This is a genomic window from Neisseria flavescens (assembly GCF_001618065.1).
In the GTDB taxonomy this organism is placed as follows: domain Bacteria; phylum Pseudomonadota; class Gammaproteobacteria; order Burkholderiales; family Neisseriaceae; genus Neisseria; species Neisseria flavescens_A.
On the sequence record NZ_LAEI01000014.1, the window covers coordinates 36600 to 56143 of the forward strand.

General features: G+C 45.9%; 19 protein-coding genes and 3 pseudogenes. 6 read left to right on the forward strand and 16 right to left on the reverse strand.

Going from position 1 to position 19544, the window contains the following annotated elements; genetic code table 11:
* Positions 1 to 52 precede the first annotated feature (52 nt).
* The 4 genes from TW89_RS02895 to TW89_RS02915 all read right to left on the reverse strand — a co-directional run bounded on the left by TW89_RS02895 (position 53) and on the right by TW89_RS02915 (position 7248).
* Positions 53 to 2326 carry a NosR/NirI family protein gene (locus TW89_RS02895; RefSeq protein ID WP_283114355.1) on the reverse strand — a complete coding sequence of 758 codons (2274 nt, stop codon included), beginning with the start codon at positions 2324 to 2326 and terminating at the stop codon, positions 53 to 55.
* A gap of 488 nt (positions 2327 to 2814) precedes the next feature.
* A complete protein-coding gene (gene porB, locus TW89_RS02900; RefSeq protein ID WP_128580497.1) occupies positions 2815 to 3876 on the reverse strand; it encodes a trimeric porin PorB in 1062 nt (353 codons plus the stop codon).
* Positions 3877 to 4189: 313 nt separating this feature from the next.
* A complete protein-coding gene (gene truA / locus TW89_RS02910) occupies positions 4190 to 5035 on the reverse strand; it encodes a tRNA pseudouridine(38-40) synthase TruA (RefSeq protein WP_128580498.1) in 846 nt (281 codons plus the stop codon).
* A 227-nt stretch (positions 5036 to 5262) separates the two neighbouring features.
* Positions 5263 to 7248 (reverse strand): FimV/HubP family polar landmark protein, encoded by a 1986-nt coding sequence (locus TW89_RS02915; protein ID WP_128580507.1) that lies wholly within the window; start codon positions 7246 to 7248, stop codon positions 5263 to 5265.
* 353 nt (positions 7249 to 7601) lie between these two features.
* Between TW89_RS02915 and TW89_RS02920 the strand changes: the two genes are divergently transcribed.
* The 6 genes and pseudogenes from TW89_RS02920 (at position 7602) to dtd (ending at position 10985) form a co-directional block, all read left to right on the forward strand.
* On the forward strand, positions 7602 to 8135 hold the full coding sequence (locus TW89_RS02920; protein WP_049350972.1) for a septation protein A: 534 nt from the start codon (positions 7602 to 7604) through the stop codon (positions 8133 to 8135).
* The gene (locus TW89_RS02925; RefSeq protein ID WP_004519663.1) at positions 8135 to 8425 is read left to right on the forward strand and encodes a YciI family protein; all 291 of its coding nucleotides are present in this window, start codon (positions 8135 to 8137) and stop codon (positions 8423 to 8425) included. Before TW89_RS02920 ends, TW89_RS02925 begins: the two co-directional genes overlap by 1 nt.
* Positions 8422 to 8694 (forward strand): BolA family protein, encoded by a 273-nt coding sequence (locus TW89_RS02930; RefSeq protein WP_070460214.1) that lies wholly within the window; start codon positions 8422 to 8424, stop codon positions 8692 to 8694. Before TW89_RS02925 ends, TW89_RS02930 begins: the two co-directional genes overlap by 4 nt.
* Positions 8695 to 8745: 51 nt before the next feature.
* Positions 8746 to 9617: pseudogene (locus tag TW89_RS02935) on the forward strand (peptidyl-prolyl cis-trans isomerase).
* A gap of 44 nt (positions 9618 to 9661) precedes the next feature.
* Complete coding sequence (locus tag TW89_RS02940) at positions 9662 to 10426, forward strand: peptidyl-prolyl cis-trans isomerase (protein WP_128580499.1); 765 nt, start codon at positions 9662 to 9664, stop codon at positions 10424 to 10426.
* 97 nt (positions 10427 to 10523) lie between these two features.
* Positions 10524 to 10985 (forward strand): D-aminoacyl-tRNA deacylase, encoded by a 462-nt coding sequence (dtd, locus tag TW89_RS02945; RefSeq protein ID WP_128580500.1) that lies wholly within the window; start codon positions 10524 to 10526, stop codon positions 10983 to 10985.
* 60 nt (positions 10986 to 11045) lie between these two features.
* Here dtd and TW89_RS02950 read toward each other — a convergent pair whose 3' ends face one another.
* The 12 genes and pseudogenes from TW89_RS02950 to hisH all read right to left on the reverse strand — a co-directional run bounded on the left by TW89_RS02950 (position 11046) and on the right by hisH (position 19307).
* Positions 11046 to 11564, reverse strand: a complete 519-nt coding sequence (locus TW89_RS02950; protein ID WP_049336727.1) for a gluconokinase, GntK/IdnK-type — start codon at positions 11562 to 11564, stop codon at positions 11046 to 11048.
* 90 nt (positions 11565 to 11654) lie between these two features.
* Positions 11655 to 13060: pseudogene (locus tag TW89_RS02955) on the reverse strand (GntP family permease).
* Between the two features lie 542 nt (positions 13061 to 13602).
* Positions 13603 to 14379, reverse strand: a complete 777-nt coding sequence (gene tatC / locus TW89_RS02960; RefSeq protein ID WP_128580501.1) for a twin-arginine translocase subunit TatC — start codon at positions 14377 to 14379, stop codon at positions 13603 to 13605.
* Between the two features lie 15 nt (positions 14380 to 14394).
* Complete coding sequence (gene tatB / locus TW89_RS02965) at positions 14395 to 15057, reverse strand: Sec-independent protein translocase protein TatB (RefSeq protein ID WP_128580502.1); 663 nt, start codon at positions 15055 to 15057, stop codon at positions 14395 to 14397.
* 3 nt (positions 15058 to 15060) lie between these two features.
* On the reverse strand, positions 15061 to 15264 hold the full coding sequence (gene tatA / locus TW89_RS02970) for a Sec-independent protein translocase subunit TatA (RefSeq protein WP_003679438.1): 204 nt from the start codon (positions 15262 to 15264) through the stop codon (positions 15061 to 15063).
* Between the two features lie 35 nt (positions 15265 to 15299).
* Positions 15300 to 15623, reverse strand: coding sequence for a histidine triad nucleotide-binding protein (locus TW89_RS02975; protein ID WP_128580503.1), 324 nt, complete (start codon positions 15621 to 15623; stop codon positions 15300 to 15302).
* Between the two features lie 118 nt (positions 15624 to 15741).
* On the reverse strand, positions 15742 to 16065 hold the full coding sequence (locus TW89_RS02980; RefSeq protein ID WP_003679440.1) for a phosphoribosyl-ATP diphosphatase: 324 nt from the start codon (positions 16063 to 16065) through the stop codon (positions 15742 to 15744).
* A 32-nt stretch (positions 16066 to 16097) separates the two neighbouring features.
* Positions 16098 to 16505, reverse strand: a complete 408-nt coding sequence (hisI, locus tag TW89_RS02985; RefSeq protein WP_063075327.1) for a phosphoribosyl-AMP cyclohydrolase — start codon at positions 16503 to 16505, stop codon at positions 16098 to 16100.
* Between the two features lie 44 nt (positions 16506 to 16549).
* A pseudogene (hisF, locus tag TW89_RS02990) lies at positions 16550 to 17316 on the reverse strand (imidazole glycerol phosphate synthase subunit HisF).
* 40 nt (positions 17317 to 17356) lie between these two features.
* Positions 17357 to 17674 carry a hypothetical protein gene (locus TW89_RS02995; protein ID WP_004519651.1) on the reverse strand — a complete coding sequence of 106 codons (318 nt, stop codon included), beginning with the start codon at positions 17672 to 17674 and terminating at the stop codon, positions 17357 to 17359.
* Positions 17675 to 17851: 177 nt separating this feature from the next.
* The gene (gene hisA, locus TW89_RS03000; RefSeq protein ID WP_128580504.1) at positions 17852 to 18589 is read right to left on the reverse strand and encodes a 1-(5-phosphoribosyl)-5-[(5-phosphoribosylamino)methylideneamino]imidazole-4-carboxamide isomerase; all 738 of its coding nucleotides are present in this window, start codon (positions 18587 to 18589) and stop codon (positions 17852 to 17854) included.
* A 73-nt stretch (positions 18590 to 18662) separates the two neighbouring features.
* Positions 18663 to 19307 (reverse strand): imidazole glycerol phosphate synthase subunit HisH, encoded by a 645-nt coding sequence (gene hisH / locus TW89_RS03005; protein ID WP_128580505.1) that lies wholly within the window; start codon positions 19305 to 19307, stop codon positions 18663 to 18665.
* Between the last annotated feature and the right edge of the window lie 237 nt (positions 19308 to 19544).

Genomic DNA, 19544 nt, shown 5'->3' on the forward strand with positions numbered 1-19544 from the left:
AAAATTTTCTAAGTCGGGCTGCCGATACAGCCCTCTTTTTTATTTAAAATTACTACTTGTCGACACTGATTGCCGATTCTTTTTTAACAAACTGGACGACTTGTTCTTGGGCATTTTGCGTCGCTGCCGCATCATGCTGCTCAGCTTTTGCCGCCGCTTGTTTTTGTTTTTTCTTATTCGTTGCCACTACTTGAGGACAACGCGTATCGTGATGATACATTACCTGACAATGCAGACATTGGATACATTCGTTCGGATGAATGTCGCCTTCAGGTGCGATTGCCTGTACTGGGCATTCGTGTGTACAAATCTGGCATGGGTTACCGCACATTTTATAACGGCGCAGCCAATCAAACACACGGAAGCGGCCTGGCAATGCAATACCTGCACCCAAAGGACACAGATAACGGCAGAAGAAACGTTCGATGAACAAGCCTGCAATCAGCAAAGCGGCGGCGAACAGAACAAACCACCATTCACGCATGAATTTCAAAATAATTGCAGTTTTGAAAGGCTCAATTTCAGCAAATTTTTCAGCCGTACCCAAATCGTACAGGGAAATTGCCAGCAAAGCGAAGAAAATTACATATTTAATCGCACTCAGACGGGTATGCAACAAGTGCGGCACTATAATCTGTTTCAGACCCAATTTTTTAGCGATACGGTTGGTTAACTCTTGCAATGCACCGAAAGGGCACAGCCATCCACAGAATGTACCGCGGTTCCACAACAGCATGGTCGCCGCTGTAAAGAGCCACAGAATGAATACCAGCGGATCCATCAGGAAAAATTCCCAGTGGAACTCAGTCAAAACAGCTGAGAACAACGTCAAAGTATTCACTACCGATAATTGTGCCTGAGCATACCAGCCGATATAAAACAGCGTAAAGGTCAGGAAACAAAGACGGAATCGGTCATACCATTTTTCGTAACGGACAATCCAATCTTGGAACAGGAATACCAACAGAAGAATTGTCAAAGCAATACCGACAACCACGATTTGACCTTGTTTGGCTTTCCAAACCTGTTTCCAAAGTTGGTTGGATACGCCTTCCTCAGCCGTTGCATCTTCTGCAATACCTGTACTTTCTTCCGGAGCAGAGGCTGCCACAGCCACCGGCTCAACCGGTGCACTAATTTCAACCGGCGGTGCTTTAGGATCGTCAACGTAGTAGCCTTTTGGCAATTCATAATCCAAATCGGCAGTTACAAATGCCTTATCATTTACGCTCAATACGCGTTGAATCATCAATTGTAAACGCCATGGCTCAGCACCATCAAATTCCACACCTTCGGGAATAGTGAACCAAGAAACTTCTTTAAATGCAGGCGCACCTTCGGCGGATAAAGCAACTACACGTTCATGTTGCGCATCGGTAAAGCGGAAGCTGGTATCGCCTTGAATCATTTCAATACGGTCAAAGATACCGCCACGGACATAACCCGAACCTTTCCAAGAATAGCGACCCTCGCCGGCCACCATCACGGCTTCTTGGCCAGGTTTCAAACGTTTTTGCAGGTTGTTCCAACCGGCTTCACCTAAAAGGCTTTTACCGATGGAAGGTTGGCTGACCAAGGCAACATACAGATCAATAAATGTATCATTACCATCGCCCTGCTCTGCATGATCTGCCACACCTGCTTTACCGCTTTTCTCAAACAGTTTATTGATTTCGTCGATAGAAATATGCAGATGGCCGACGGCTTTTTGTTCCAAAAGCGCATTCCATGACAGGATATCTTGTTTGTCTTGATTGGCAACACGACGCGGACGAGTTTGAACGGCAGGTTCGGCAGACTGTTCACCGGAAGCAGCTGCTGTACCGGCTTGAACTGCTTTATCTGTACCCAAATGATATTGATGGATTACTGCTTTAACAGAGCGCTGAATACTATCATTGATGACCATCAGGGTTACAGTCGCACCACTAATAATATCCCCCGGTGCAACACCTGGTTGAGGTGGGTTTTTAATAAAATTTAAGCCAATATATTTATCAATGAATTTATCAACACGGGATTGCGGGATACCGATCAGCATAATCGGCTCATGGTGCTCAACCAATTTTGCTCCGGCAATAGTGCCATCATTGGCCAATGCAACCATCGTATCGATCGGTTTACTCGAATAACCGCGCGTATTGACCACGTCAGTCGTGATATAAACCAAGCCAAGCTGCTCTTCGCCCTTGTACACGCGAGCAACCAAAGGCTTACCTTCCGGTTTGCCATAGCGGTCAGCACCTGGGAAAATTTCAGACGGCTGAACTTTTGCCAAGAAATCAGGCAAGCGCTCCGCGTAAGCAGGCAGGCTTACTATCATCATAGAAAACACAGCAAAAAGCACAAGGATTCGTTTCCAAATGCCACTTAAGCACTTCATTTCAAGACAGGACATGGCTATTCCCGATATATCGATACTCTAAACACTTATATTATATGAATCATCTATCGGCAATAATTTGATTAAAATCAAGTTTACAAATCTTAAAACCAGATTCTACATACTAATAATACTTTAGAACTACATTAGATGAACCTTTTATTATTAGGCATGAAACATAGGAAAATCAACTCAATCCAAGAATCATCCCTATATTATTAACTTATTTATAATAATACTCAAAACAATTTCTGAAATTTCATTTAGCATATATTAAATAGAATAGAACCTGACTTAAATTTCCATAGACCGTCTGAAAACGAATATCGAAAATACTTTAACCTACCCCTGCAATGACAAAATACATTTCTTATAAAACAAAAAGAGCCTGTATAAAACAGGCTCTTTTTTCAGACTAATCTTAAGTCAGATTAGAATTTGTGACGCAGGCCAACAGTACCAGCAGTTTTCTCGTATTTGTAGTCGCCTTTGCCTTCTTTCAACCAACCGGCAGACAACAGGGCAGAAGTACGTTTAGAGAAGTCGTAGTCAGCACCAACGATAACTTGGTTGTAAGCGCTGTTCTTTTGTTTCAGGCCTTTTTCTTTAACTTTAAAGCCGTGAGCGTAAGAAACACGAGGAGTTACGTTACCGAAGCGGTAAGCAGCAGTTGCACCAACTTCAGTACGTTCGTTTTTCTTAGCACCAGCTACGTCAGCTTTGAAGCCTTCGTATTGACCTACAACAGCAACCATCAGGTTGTTAGCATCGTAACCAGCAGTCAGACGGTGAGCTTGGTGATCTTTGTAAGTACCAGCAGCCAAAGTAGTATTGTGGTTGAATGCATCCAAGTAGCCAGCATCCAAGACAGCATGTTTAGCGTAAGAACCAGCATAGCGACCAAAGAAGCCAGAGTTTTCGTAGTTCAGACCTAAATCGTAAGACGCACGGCTTTTCACAGCGTGATCGTATTTGTCGCCAGGGTTAGCATTGTCGCGAGGTTGGAATTGTACGCTTGCGCTGAAACCACCCAATACAGGAGTGTCGTAACGTACAGATACTTTACGTTTATCTACACGTTTGATTTTACCCAATTGCAGAGCGTCTGCGTTAGCTGCACTAGATTCCCATGGGTCAAAGCTATCGCTGCTGTCGTTCAGAGCAGTATTCAAGTTACCGGCACGAACTTTACCGAAACCGCCTTCCAAGCCCAAGAAAGATTCACGGTTTGCGAAACCAGAGTCACCACCGGCGATAGAAGTTTTTTGTTCAACTTGCCAGATAGCATTCAGGTTGTTACCCAAGTGTTCGTGGCCTTTGAAACCGATGCGAGAGCCGTAGTCAGCAATCTCAGTAGCAGTTTTAGAAGAAGTCTTACCCTCTTTTACTTTAGAAATTTCTACGCCAGCTTTGATTTGACCGTACAGAGTCACATCAGCCATAGCTGCAACAGGCAGAGCTGCCAAAGTCAGAGCAATCAGAGATTTTTTCATTGCTGTATTCCTTTTCTATTGTGAAGAAATAACTTAAGCAGACCGGACAATCCGCTTAGGCTTACTTTATCGCTGGAATCAGCGATTCCATGACTGTCACTATAATTGTTCCTCTCTAAAAAAACAAACTTTATTCAATTCCCTCCCACTACCGCAGAAACCAAATAAAGGTAGAGACAACCCAAATAATGGAAATTTATTATTTAAAATCAATGATAAATTTCTTCAAAACCAAGATTTGCATTTTTACAACACTTTATCAATTTACACATCAATCACGCTATTTTGTTGCTTTTATACCAACAATCCGTAGTTAGGCCGTCTGAAAATCATTACCTAGAACGCTCATCCACTCGGGCAAAGATAGCTGCGTCACTCCAAACTCATCAGGATAGTCAACACCTGTTAGATACAGGCCATCTGACATAAAAGTTGGCGGAGCCTTCAATCTACTTTTTGCATGGAAGACCGACTCAAACTCATCCACACTGATTCTGCCACTACCCACATACACCAATGCACCCATAATATTGCGTACCATATGATGTAAGAATGCGTTCCCATGCAAATCAAGGCACAGATAGCGAGAAGTTCCACTAATACTTGCACTATATAGTGTCTTTATAGGGGACTTCGCCTGACATTCAGCAGCTCGAAAACTGGAAAAGTCATGTTCGCCCTCCAATAAGGCAGCAGCCTGCCTCATCAGATTTAAATCCAATTTCAAATGCGTCCACCCTACCCTGCCAACCAATAATGGAGAACGAACCGGTGAAGACTCCAATAAATAACGATAATGGCGGCCATAAGCATCAAATCGGGCATGAAAATGAGATACAACTTTTTGCGCAACCAACACAGCAACACCATCAGGTAAATGTGCATTGACACCCCGCACCCATGCTTGCTCCGGACGACTTACTGATGTATCAAAATGCACTACCTGGGCAGTTGCATGCACACCCGTATCCGTCCTTCCCGCAACAATAGTATTAATTTGCTCCCCTGCTATTGAAGACAATGCCTGCTCTAAGGCCGTCTGAACAGTCGGCAAATCTCCCGCCTGCTTTTGCCAACCATAAAAACGACTACCATCATAAGAAAGGGTCAAAGCCCAGCGCTGCACGAGATGCCCTGTTGTATTTACTTGTTCAGTCATTTCTTATACTTCTTGTAAATTGATATTGTTGCCTACGTTCAAGCAACAAATATTAAAAAGGCGTGATCAACACACGCCTCCATTATGTATTTCAGACGGCCTTCTTCTTCAACCATCATATAAAGCTGAAATCTTACCCAACTGACAACAAACTCAGCCAAAATCTTGCTTTTTAATTTACCATAAAAAAGATGCCGTCTGAAACGGCATCTTCATTTTACTGGCACTTATGCGCCAAGTTCTTTCATCAGTTTTTGGGCTTTATGCAGAATATCGCCTTCAGCCTCTTCGATCAGCCCTTGCAATGTTTCTCGAGCTGCTTCAGGATCACCAATTTCGATATACATCTTAGCCAAATCATATTTAGCTTCAAGCGGTGCAGTCATGCCGACTGATTCTGAAACAAAACCTCTTTCACTATTGCTTTTATCGGCGGCTACTGAAACATCTTCAGATCCCCATTCCAATGCACCTTCTTCAATCACAAACTCAGAAGCAGCTTCTTCTTTCTCTACTTCTTCTTTGGTTTCTTGAATTTGCAAGTCTTGATCTTGCTTGACATCGAATGGCAGCGCATGGCCGTCTGAATTTTCAGGGGTATCTACCGTAAACTCGAGTGGCTCTTCATTTCTTGACTCGGAGACTTTTTTCTCTACCGCCACATCAAACTCAGCAAATGTATTTGCCTGCTCTTCTTTACGTTCCGGCATAACAACAGATACCGGCTGATATGGATTTTCTGGTTCGGGCTCGTACACGCTTTCCGTTGATTCGATATTGTCCCAATCAGCATGGCGGCGTTGCTCTGTCTCAACATCATGCGTTACTGCACCTGAAAGAATACCTGCCTGACTATTGTCAATCTTACCTAAATCAAGTTTGACATCATCGATATTGGAGGACTCTTCTACTTCATTGATAACCACATCATCTTCGAAATCATCTTCGATAAACAGACCGTCTTGAGTTTTTTCTGACGGCATTACTTTAGTTGCAGCGACCGCAGCAGCTGAAGCAGCAACATTTTTCTGTACAACCTTCTCTTCATCCTTACGGCTTACAGGCGCTGCTTCCGGCTCGTCTTTACGTTTGCCGGCAGCTTTCAACAACAACCAAACAGCAATAAGGGCTGCACCGCCTGCCAATAACCATTTCCATAAATTGCCGTCTGATTCGCTTTCTGTTTGCTCCTCGACAGAATCCGTAGTTGCAACAGGCTCAGAAGCCACTACATCCTCTTGAGCATCAGAAGCCATAGCTTCTTGAACATCGGATGCTGGAACAGTCGATGCGGCATTTTCATTAACCGCTGCAGATGCTGTTTGCGCTGTTTGTTCAGCTGAAGCTTGTTTCACTTCTTCCTGTTGCTGTGTATTTACACCAGCATCTTTAACCTGGGCTTCAGTTTGAGCTTCAGGCTGAACAACAGGTTTTTCTGTTTTAGCTTCTGTTGCATTAACGGTTTCATTAGCTTTTTCTGTCGCCGTATTGGTTTTAGCAGGAGCAGATGCAGCCAAGCGTTGCAATTCGCTACGGTTTGGAATATTCAGCACTTTACCTGCCAACATACGGTTGGCATTGTTATCGATAAACACATCCGGATTGGCATTTACCAAAGCCTGGATAGTTTGATCCAAGGTCATACCTTGCGGACGGATGCTAGACGCAATGGCAATCAGGGTTTCACCCGTACGCACCAAATGCTGTCTGCCTGAACGTGCAGACGTGTCGTTTTTAGCAGGGGCCGTCTGAACTTGTTTTTTCTCAGCCTTACGCTGCACATCCTTACGCACTTGAGCTGCCTGATTACCTACTGCTTTATTGTTTTTCGTTGCAGGCTGTTGGGCATTGCGTGTCGGCTCGGAGGATTGAGATTCAGTAGCCGGACGGGTACGAACAGATGCAGCATCCTTAGAATCATATCCGGCCGGATCGATAATAGCGGTGTATTCACGCGATTGCGCACCAACACCTACTTGAAAAACCAAAACAGGATCTTTGATGGCTTTAGAAGAGCGGATGGTAACGACAGCCTTATCGCCTGATTTGCGTACCGCCGCGCGCAAATTACCATTTGAAATAGTGGCTTTACCGCCATTAAGCAGAGCCTGAGCTTCCTCGCCAGTCACAGTGATACTGCCTGTAAAAGGCTCACCTAAATGAGATTGAACGTTCAAGCCGCCCAAACCTGCAGAGGCACTGAGCGATGTCATTAAAGCGATAGAAGCTGTAATTAATTTAATATTGTGATGTTTTTTCAAAACTGATCCCCTGTTCGGAAATTATGGTACTAACCAATGTGCGCGCATTTAACCATATATTTACTAGATATTACGTCATGATATATTTTTAACCCATTCCTGCCAAGCAATAGAGGCTGTTCAGCCTAAAATTCCTTAGCAAATCTATTACTTTTGCATGCTTGTGTTTCTTTTTTACAAATTTCGCCAACCCAAAACAAATATTTTATATAAATATATGTGGTATTGAAGTCATGGGGAAAGGTGCAAAAAAACACATCTCCCTGTATGATTAGCATTTACTCAATTAGTTTCATCATTAACATATGAAGATTTTGAGCGACTTATTCGCCGTATTCTTATTTTTCATCACATACATCATCACCAAAGACATGATTGCCGCAACGACTGTTGCGGTTATCGTCGGCATTGCCCAAGCTGCGCTGACCTTTTGGAAACACCGCAAACTGGACACCATGCAATGGGTCAGCCTGATTTTGATTGTCTTTTTTGGCGGCGCAACGATTCTGCTGAAAGACAACCGCTTCATCATGTGGAAACCGACCGTTCTGTTTTGGATCGGCGCGATTGTCATGCTGTTCAGCCACCTTGCCGGTAAAAACGGGCTTAAAGCCGTCATGGGCAAAGAAATGCAGCTCCCTGATTTTGTATGGACACGCCTGACTTATGCATGGATTGGCTTCCTAATTTTTATGGGTGCGGCCAACCTCTTTGTCTTTACGTATTTCCCAGACCAATGGGTCAATTACAAACTGTTCGGCACATTGGGTTTCACAATCATTTTTTCCATCGCACAAGGTATGTATCTGATGCGTTTCCAGCCTAAGGAGGATCAATAATGGAATATTTCATGCTTTTGGCCACTGATGCCGAAGATGTCCACGAAGCACGCATGGCGGCCCGCCCTGCTCATTTGGCACGCTTGGAAGAGTTGAAAGCGCAAGGCCGTCTGCTGACTGCCGGCCCCAACCCTCTACCAGATAATCCGGAACGCGTTTCCGGCAGCCTGATTGTGGCTCAGTTTGAATCTTTGGACGCTGCACAAGAATGGGCAGAACAAGACCCTTACGTCGATGCCGGCGTATACGCAGAAGTATTGATTAAACCCTTTAAAGCCGTGTTCAAATGAGCAATATGCGTCAAATTATCGAGGAACGCCTGCAGGCGCTTGAGCCCGAGTTCTTCGATTTTGAAGATGAAAGCCATCTGCATGCCGGCCATGCCGGCAATAAAGGCGGCGGGCATTACGCCATAGTGGTGGTCAGCAACGCATTTGAAAATATTGGTCGCCTCCAGCGACAACGTATGATTAAACAGCTTTTGCAGGACTTGTTTTCAGACGGCCTGATTCATGCACTCAGTATCAAAGCAGCCACGCCGGACGAATACTTCCATTAAGATTACTGCCCAAACTTGGATTTCCAATCATTAATTTAAAAGAGAAATACGATGAAAAAAACCTACTTTGCTTCAGCCTTGATGCTTGCCCTGACTTCCGGCACACTGCTTGCCCAAACTTTGGTAACCGTCAACGGTCAAGCCATTGACAGCAGCGTTATCGATGACCAAGTTGCTTCCGTACGCGCCAGCAACCCGAACGTTCAAGACACTCCTGAATTGCGTCAAATGCTGACTGAACGCCAAGTTATCAGCACTGTTGTTACCCAAGAAGCTAAAAAATTAAAACTGGATCAAAGCGCTGAATTTAAAGCTGCATTGGAGCAAGCGCGTGCCGATGCCGCCAAGCAAGGTGCAGATAAAAAAGCCACATTCAAAACCGAATGGGCAGTTTTCGAAAATGATTTGCTAGGCCAAGCTTTCGCGGCACATATCGTCCGTCAATATCCTGTTCAAGAAAAAGATGTCAAAGCCGCTTACAACGACTTTAGCAACTTCTATAAAGGTACTCAGGAAGTTCAACTGGGCGAAATCGTAACCGACAGCAGCAGCAATGCCCAAAAAGCCATTGCCGATTTGGATGCAAAAAAAGCTTCGTTTCGGTATTGAACCAATACTCAATTGACGAAACGGCCAAAAAAGCCGGCGGCATCCCTAAAGCTTATGTTCCGCTTAAAGATTTGCAAGAATCAGCGCCTCCGCTTTACGTCGCTGTCAAAGACCTGAAAAAAGGTGCACACACTAAAACACCGCTGCAAAACGGTAATTTGTACGCCGTTTTCTACGTCAATGACCGCCGTAACGTTACCGTACCTTCTTACGAAGCCGCTAAAAACGAGATTGGCAGCGACTTACAGGCAGCCCGTGTTGATGCGGCCATTCAATCATTACTGAAAAAAGCCAGCATCAAAGTCAACAAATAATATAACGTGCCCGCCGTGATGGCGGCGGGTAATAAGGAACTCACATGAACATCAAGCCCAAAACTGCCGTTTTGGCTATCCTTGCCCTATCAACCGTCGGCTTGGCAACTGCCAAAGCACCTGAAATCGATCCCGCCCGTATCGACAGCATGGTCGCCGAAGTATTGAGACAAGCCGATCAACATCCCAACCAGACTGCCAAACCCGATGGTCAGGCAATCCGCAAAGATGTGGTTACACGTTTGCAGACTTTGGAAATTTTAAAAAATGAAGCCATCAAGGCTGGTTTGGACAAAGATGCGGAAGTGCAGAATCAGTTAAAAAATGTGGAAGCTGAGTTTTATGCCAACCAATACGCAGCTTATCTAGAACGCCAAACCACGGTTGACGATGCCGAGTTGCGCCGTTTCTACGACCAGCAAACACGCATTATCAAGCTGCAACAAGTCAGCTTTGCTTCAGCCGACGAAGTACGCGCCGCACAAGAACTGCTGCTCAAAGGCTTGTCATTTGAAGAACTGATGAAACGCTATCCCAACCCCGAACAAAAATTCGACGGCTTCATCTCTCCGCAGCAGCTCTCACCTCAACTGGCTACCGCTTTTGCCGACTTGAACCGAGGCGATGTAGCGCATGAGCCGATTCAAATAGAAAACCGTTTTTATCTGTTTAAACTCAGTGCAGTAGAACGCGATCCTAAAGCAAAACCTTTCGAACTGGTGCGCAATCAGCTTGCCCAAGCCGTTAAACGACAAAAAGTCGAGAATCAGATCGAACGTATCTTGAAAGAAAACGGCATTAATCCGTAAATTGATTCAATGGTTTCAGGCCGTCTGAAACCATATTTGAACTCAGAGGGCGTATCTTGCGCCCTTTTTCTACAACTCCTTGTATTCAAAAAATATTATGCGCGCTGTTATCCAAAAAGTTACCCAAGCCAAAGTTGACGTTTTGTCCGAAGATTCCCGAGAAACCTGCGGCGAAATCAACAACGGATTTATGATATTGCTCGGCGTTACACATACCGATACAGAAGCGGACGCCAAATACATTGCAGATAAAACCGCCAACCTGCGTATCTTTGAAGATGAAAACGGCAAATTAAATTTATCGCTCAAAGATGTCGGCGGCTCGATATTACTGGTTTCCCAGTTTACCCTTTACGCCGATGCGCGCAGCGGTCGCCGTCCTTCTTTCTCCAATGCTGCGCCTGCAGAACAAGCGGATAAACTTTATCAATACACCGCGCAACTTCTACGCGAACATGGCTTGACTGTCGAAACCGGCAGATTCCAAACCCATATGCAGGTTTCCCTTTGCAATGACGGGCCAGTTACCTTATTGCTTGACTCGCAAAAAATATTCTAAATCTCATCAAAAAAGGCCGTCTGAAATCTTTCAGACGGCCTTTTCCATTTCTGATCATTACTAAATCAAGCCTTGCGCTTTTACCCAGTTCACAATATCTGCCTCAACGGCTTCAGGCGAACCCGGATTATCAATTTTGACACCATACTCATCAGCACCAAGCTCTTCCAAAATCTCCAGCTGCGAATCCAGCATTCCGGCTTTCATATAGTGCCCCTGACGCGACAGCATACGCTCAAGATTGATTGCTTGAGGCGGAGTCAAATGGATAAAAGCCACCTTTCCTTCCGCACCACGCAGAATATCTCGATAGTGATGCTTGAGTGCGGAACAAGTAACGATGGAATATTTTTCCCCGTTTTTTGCCTGCTCTGTCATCCAGTCACGCAAATTGCCCAGCCAAGGATAGCGGTCTTCATCCGTCAACGGAATACCGGCACCCATCTTATCGCGGTTGGCTTGAGTATGGAAATCATCGCCTTCGGCATATGGGCATTGGTTGAGATGTTTTTGCAATGAGAGTGCGGCCGTGGTTTTACCGCAACCGCACACGCCCATCATAACAAAATGTGTCGTCATTTTTCTACTCCTTGTTTATCTAGATTTTAACGGTATTTAAAAACGGGCGGATTGTGTTATCTCAAAAACACTATCCACCCATTCTTCCGATTAAACCAAAACAAACAACACTGACGATAAAGCAAAACCGATGAGTGCGATAAGTGTTTGGTTGACCGTCCATGTCTTCAAGGTCGTCGGCACATCCATATTCAACAGACGGCCGACAAGCCAGAAACCGGAGTCGTTAAAGTGGCTGCAACCAACGGAACCTGCCGCCGTAGCCAATACCACGCAAGTAATCTGCCAATCGCTGAAACCTGCCGCTGCAACGGCCGGTGCCATCAACGCAGCAGCGGTAGTCAGGGCAACAGTTGCAGAACCTTGCGCAAAGCCAAAGCCACCAAGAAACAACCCAGCAAAACAGGAATACCCAAGTCCGCCATGCTGTCTGCCAAAGCCTTACCGATACCGGAGGCACGCAACACGCCGCCGAACATACCGCCCGCACCGGTAATCAAAATGACCGAACAAACCGGACCCAATGCGCCATCGATGGTTTTCTCCAAAGCGCTGGCTTTTTCGCCACGTTTACTGCCCAATACATACAGGGCCACCAAAACAGAAATCAGCAAAGCAATCGGTGTCGAACCGAGCATTCGTGCAAACTGCACCCAGCCTTCATCCGCACTGACCATTTTCTCGCTGATCAGGGTAGACAAATCAGTATTCAAGAAAATCAACAACATAGGAATCAGCATAATGCCGATGACCGTAGATGCCTTTGCAGGCGCTTTTGGTTGGTCGTTATCTTGCGTACCGCCGCTGAGCAGATCAGGAACGGGCACATGAATGCTGCGACCCAAAACTTTACCCAATAAATAGCCGCTGAAATACCAAGTAATCAAGGTAACAGGCAAACCCAAAATCAGCAGTTGACCAATATTTGCGCCATAAAATTCAGAAGCGGCAATCGGGCCGGGATGAGGTGGCAGGAAAACGTGCATGACGGAAAATGCGCCAATAGATGCCAGCGCATAGGGCAAAACAGTTTGCTTCATGCGGCGTGCCGTTGCAAACACAATCGGTAACATCACCACCAAACCAGCATCAAAGAAAATCGGAAAACCGAAAATCAAAGAAGCCACGCCTAAGGCAAACGGCGCACGTTTTTCACCAAAAATCCGAATCAGCGCATCTGCCAAAGACTGGGCTCCGCCGGAAGTTTCCACCAAACGGCCGAGCATTGCGCCCAAACCGACCAGCAACGCCACGCTGCCAAGCGTGCCGCCAAAGTTTTTGACCAACACATCATTGACGATACTGCCCATAGGCAGGCCTGTTACGATAGCAGTCAGCAGGCTGACCAATACCAACGTCAGCAAGGCATGAACGCGCAGTTTTACAATCAAAATCAAGATCAGCAAAATCGCTGCCGCAGCGATACCGAGCAAGGTGCCGGCACTCAGCGTTTGAGTCCATCCATTTTGAAGCCTTTCTCTGTAAGAAAAATACAAACTTATTAATGTTTCTTAACATACGTAGATAAGATAACACATTTCACTATGGATTCATACGGCTGGATTTAGTCAAAATATAAACTTCTCTTTTTCAAAACCCTTTTTACAGATGCTTGATAACTAAGGATAGCAAAGAAAAAATAAGGGCAATAAAAAGGCCGTCTGAAACGTAGTTAATTTTCAGACGGCCTGACATCATACTTTTTAATAAAATAGAAACGAATATTTCTTCAATTACCTAAAATCAAGTATTTTCAGCTTATGTATTGGTACAAATTACCTCATTTTCCAAACGGAATTCCAGCAGTTTGGTATTAAAATCATCTTCAGAATACCAGCCCACTGACGCATAAGGGACTGTTACGCATTACTGCTTCGATTTCGGCAAAATCCTCGGTCGAAATTTTTAGTCACATCAAAAGAATTTAGGGCTGTAGCGTTTTTGTACGATTCCCCGAACATTCATCATACTTTTTCTTAAAAACTGAAGTGCCATGATACAAAGGCCGTCTGAAAAATTCTTCAGACGGCCTTGATTCTTAAACTTCTGACGGTGATTGCGGTGTATCCTCATCTTCCTGCTGCGTTTTCGCTTTGGCAAAACGGCTGAACCAAATACCGGCTTCGTAGAGCAGAATCAGCGGAACGGCAAGCAGGGTTTGAGAAATTACGTCCGGCGGCGTGATGATTGCAGCCACGACAAACGCACCGACAATCACATACGGACGCGCATTCTTAAGCTGTGCAGTCGAAACAATGCCCATTTTGGCAAGCAACACCACAACGACGGGAACTTCAAACGTCGTACCGAATGCGACAAACATGCCCAAAATAAACGACAGGTATTTGTCGATATCGGTCGCCATATTGACGCCGACAGGAGTTACCCCAGCCAAGAATTTGAAAATAACGGGAAACACCAAAAAATAGGCAAATGCCATACCGACGAAAAAAAGCGTCACGCTGGACAACACCAGCGGCGTAATCAAACGTTTTTCGTTTTGGTATAAGGCAGGGGCAACAAACGCCCAGACTTGATACAGCGTGTGCGGCAACGACAGCAGAAACGCCGCCATCAGAGTAACCTTGACCGGCACAAAAAACGGCGCAATCACATCGGTCGCAATCATGCTGGTATCTTTAGGCAGATTGGCCATCAATGGTTCGGCAACAAAGGTATAGAGCTGCTGGGCAAACGGCATCATACCCAAAAAGCAGACAACAATACCGATGACGATCCACATCATACGGCGGCGCAGCTCTAGAAGATGCTCGATAAGCGGTTGGACGGGTTGTTCGTGTTGAGGTTCGGACACCGGTTGACTCACTTTTTACTTACGGACGCGCAGTTTGGGCTTGGCGTGAAATTTCGGGCGCATATCGCGTTTGCGGCTCATCGCCTGCTTACGCAAAGAAGTCGTATGCAGCGGAGGAACATCGGCAGCAGGAGATTCGATATAGCTGACTTCAACCGCAGGAGCTGGGGAAACCGAAGCCGTCAAATACTCACGCCAAGCGCGGTCTTGCTCGGACTCGGCATTTTCAGCCTCGACAAGCTCTTGGGTTTGCACTGCCCCACCCTGCTCAGAAGCTTGGATTGCACTTTCATGCTCAGTGCTATTTGAAGCCAGATCAGGTAAAGGATTGCCAAACTCATCCACACCAAAATCGGCAGGCGTTTTCTGTTCGGGCAGGCGTTCCCACGGCTTAAGGCCGTCTGAAATATCGCTCAGATTTTTTTGTGCATCGTTGCCCAAGTCTTTGATACCGTCACGAAACTCGGATGCGGCGGTTTCAAATTCCTGCTTCACCTTGCGCAATTCGTCCAACTCAGCCTGAGTATTGAGCTCCTGCTTGACGTTATTGACGAATCCTTGCAATTTGCCGACCAAACGCCCGGCCGTGCGCGCAGCTTGCGGCAGACGTTCGGGACCAAGCACTATTAGGGCGACAACACCGACCAGCAGCAGCTCGCCCAAACCGAAATCAAACATGGATTATGCTTTGTCTTCGTCTTTTTTGTGTTCGATGACTTCGTCTTTTTTGGCATCTTTGCCGTCAGTACCTTCGTTCAGGCCTTGTTTGAAGTCATGCACGGCGCCGCCAAGGTCTTTGCCGACGTTGCGCAATTTTTTGGTACCGAATACCAAAACGACGATAATCAGTACGATAATCCAGTGCCAGAGAGAGAAGCTACCCATGATAAATCCTTGAATTTGTTAAAAATAGATAATAGTTATGCAGGCGTACCCATGATATGGATATGCAGATGGAAGACTTCTTGTCCGCCGCCTTTGCCTGTGTTGATCAGGGTTTTGAAACCGTCGGTCAAACCTGCCTCATGGGCGATTTGAGGAACTTTCAACATCATTTTGCCCAATAGGGTTTGATGTTCGGCGGTTGCGTGTGCCAGTGAATCGAAGTGCACTTTCGGAATCAGCAGCAGATGCACCGGCGCAGCAGGACGGATGTCTTTGAAACAAAACATCTCGTCGTCTTCGTAAACGGTTTGTGCTGGAATATCTTTGGTTGCGATTTTGCAGAAAATACAATTATCCATAATGGCTCCGATGGCCGTCTGAAAACGGGCGTAACGGGTTTCAACCAAAAAAGGGAAATCGTTTTTGCCCCAAGAGACGGATTCTGAAACAGGTCAAATACGGGATTGTAATATAAATTCAAGATTCTTTGCGAGAAGCTTTTTCCACTAATCCCGACAAACCTTGACGGCGCGCAAGCTCGTTGACCACATCTTCGGCACGCAATCCGTGATGCGCCAATAAAACCATGGTGTGAAACCACAAATCCGCCACTTCGTAAACCAAATGTTCACCTCCGCCATCTTTAGAGGCCATCAAGGTTTCACCCGCTTCCTCGATGACTTTTTTCAAAATCTTGTCTTCGCCTTTGTGTAACAGTTGGGCAACATAAGAAGCATCGGGATCGCCGCCTTTGCGCGAATCGATGACGTTTTGAATTTGGGTAAGGATAGTATCGGTCATGGTCGGTTTCTCTTATTTTCTTTCAGACGGCCTTAAGGATGTTTATGTCCATAAATCGCCTCTTCGTCTTTCAACACGGCATCGACTGTCTGCCATGCCCCGTCTTGCCAAACTTTGTAAAAACAGCTTTCGCGCCCAGTATGACAGGCAATGCCGCCGTTTTGTTCAATCAGCATGACCACAGCGTCGCCATCGCAATCCAGGCGTAATTCGTGTACTTTTTGCGTATGTCCGGACTCTTCGCCCTTCATCCATTGTTTCTGGCGGGAACGGCTGTAATAGTGGGCAAACCCGGTTTCTACGGTTTTTTGCAGGGCTTCTGCGTTCATCCAGGCAACCATCAGCACACGGCGTGTCTGCCAATCTTGGGCAATCGCGCAAACCAAACCTTTTTCATCAAATTTTACGGCATTCAGCAGCGTTTCGTTTATGTTCGACATTCGCGTTTTTTCTCCCATATTTTCAGATGGCCTTTGGATAGCAATCACAAACGCACTTCAATTCCTGCTTCACGCATGACCAGTTTCGCTTCGCGGATACTCGCTTCGCCAAAGTGGAAAATCTAGCGGCCAATACCGCATCTGCCTTTCCTTCTTTAATGCCGTCCACCAAGTGTTGAACCGAACCGACGCCGCCGGAAGCAATGACCGGAATATCGACCGCTTCGCTGACCGCGCGTGTCAAAGGCAGGTTGAAACCTTGCTTGGTACCGTCCCGGTCCATACTGGTCAGCAAAATCTCGCCCGCACCGCGCCGCTGCATTTCGACAGCCCATTCCACCGCATCCAAACCGGTCGGATTACGTCCGCCGTGAGTAAAGATTTCCCAACGGGTGTTTTCAGGGTTGACCGCTTTGGCATCCACAGCAACAACAATCGCTTGCGAACCAAAAAAACCGGCCGCTTCATTTACCAAATCAGGATTGGTTACAGCGGCCGTATTGATGCTGGCCTTATCGGCACCGGCATTAAGCAGACGACGGATATCGGCAACTGTGCGCACGCCGCCGCCGACCGTCAATGGAATAAAAACTTGCGAAGCGACTGCCTCAATAACGTGCAAAATAGTATCGCGATTGTCGCTGGAAGCGGTAATGTCCAAAAAGGTCAACTCATCCGCGCCTTCATCGTTGTAGCGTTTGGCAACGTCAACCGGATTGCCTGCATCGCGTAAACCCAAAAAGTTGACACCTTTTACCACGCGACCGTCTTTTACATCCAGACAAGGAATAATTCGTTTTGCCAATGCCATACTCAATACCTCTTATCCGTTATCAGGCCGTCTGAAACCGTCAGGCCAAAAATTTGCTCAACCAATCCGGCAAATGTTGCAACAGCTGAAAATAACCAATGCCGGCTATCATCGCCAAAACACAGGAAATAATGAAATTGCTGTCGATGCGGCCGACGATGGAAAAAATCAAACCGGCAAATGCCCATATTATCCCGTTGAAAATCATCCAATAGGTATCGATAATCGGCAAATCAAACGCCGTCAGCTGCCGCAGTATCACTGCAATCAGTGTAAACCACAAACTTTCGCTTAGCGGATACACTTCGCGATCGGATGACCAGATAATCCAAAAACCCAAAACAAACGCTTCAAGCATACCAATCCCTTAATAAAATAAGATATTGAGTGAGTTGTTTTTTATAATTATTTCAGACAGATTTTAAGTCTAAGGACTTTGCAAAATGCCGCTTTTGAAGGTATTTTCAGCTATACGCCAACTCCTGCGCTGTTACACCTTGCAAAGCCTTAATCTGCATAATTAAACGCACTTAGGTCAAGCCAAAGAATCGGCCAGTTTTTGAGCCTGTGCGAAATCAATACTTCCCTCATAAATTGCGCGGCCGGTAATCGCACCGCTCACACCCTCTTTTTCAACGGCACACAATGCGTGGATATCGTCCAAATTCGTCAAGCCGCCGGAAGCGATAATCGGGATATTCACTGATTGGGCCAATTTGACGGTAGCTTCGATATTCACGCCGCTCATCATGCCGTCGCGACCAATATCAGTATAAATAATGCTGTTGACCCCATCGTCTTCAAAACGCTTGGCCAAATCGACGACATGATGCTCCGTTACCGTTGCCCAACCGTCTATCGCCACCATACCGTCTTTGGCATCCAAGCCGACGATAATCTGACCTGGAAATGCCTTACATGCTTCGCGCACAAATTCAGGATTTTTTACCGCGGCCGTACCGATAATCACATCAGTCAGACCCAAATCCAAATACTTTTCAATGGTGCCCAAATCACGGATACCGCCGCCAAGCTGTACCGGAATATCTTTAGCCACGGCGGCCAAAATTTCTTTAATCGCCGGAAAATTTTGAGGAACGCCTGCGAATGCGCCGTTCAAATCAACCAAATGCAAACGGCGTGCGCCTTGATTGCGCCAATGTAAAGCCATCTCTGCCGGCGAGTCGGAAAATACCGTCGCCTGATCCATCAAGCCTTGTTTTAAGCGAACACAGCGGCCTTCTTTCAAATCAATGGCAGGTATCAACAGCATTTTCTTCTCCTCTATTCAATTTCAGTATATTTTACACAAATTAGCGATTTTTAGCAGATTTATGTTAAAAGCCTCAAATCTGCCAATTTAAAAAATTACGCAGCAGCAGCAATCCTGCCTGATGGCTTTTTTCCGTGTGGAACTGTGTGGCAAACACATTGTCCTTACCGACAATGCAGGCAAATTCATTCGGATATTCACTGACACCTAAAACAATCTCTTCATTTTTCGGCGCAAAATAATAGCTGTGAACAAAATAAAAATACTCGTTCTGCCCAATGTCTTGAAATAAAGGGTGCGGACGGGTTTGACGCACTGTATTCCAACCCATATGCGGCACCTTCAGACGGCCTCCCTGTGCATCGGTTTGATTGGGCAAAAACCGTTTTACTTGTCCTTCAAACCAACCCAAACCATCTGTATCGCCTTCTTCGCTGTGTTCAAACAATAATTGCGCACCTACGCAAATTCCAAAAAACGGCTTGTTTTTCAGGCCGTCTGAAACCGCCTCGCCCAAACTGCTTGCCTTCAGCGCAGACATACAGTCCGGCATGGCGCCCTGCCCCGGAAAGATAACCTTATCCGCCGCTATCACTTCTTCGGGCCGCGAAGTCAGATAAACCTCGGCATTTTGCTTGGACAAGACCTGCGCCGCCTGAACAGATTTCAACACTGAGTGCAGGTTTCCCATTCCATAATCGACAATCGCTACTTTCATTGCTTCTCCTCAGGCCGTCTGAAAACATTTAATGATTAATATAATAATAAGAATGATTGTAGCAAAAGATGGTTTAAAACAAAATATTGCCACCATACAAGATGAATAATAAAGGCCGAGACCTTTGCAAAAAAGTCCTTCCCCCAACAGCCAAAATCCAAACACAGGTTTTCGGCTGTTCCTATTCCAAATCACTCCTGACTCTACTCAAATACCCCCTTAATCCTCCCCGGACAC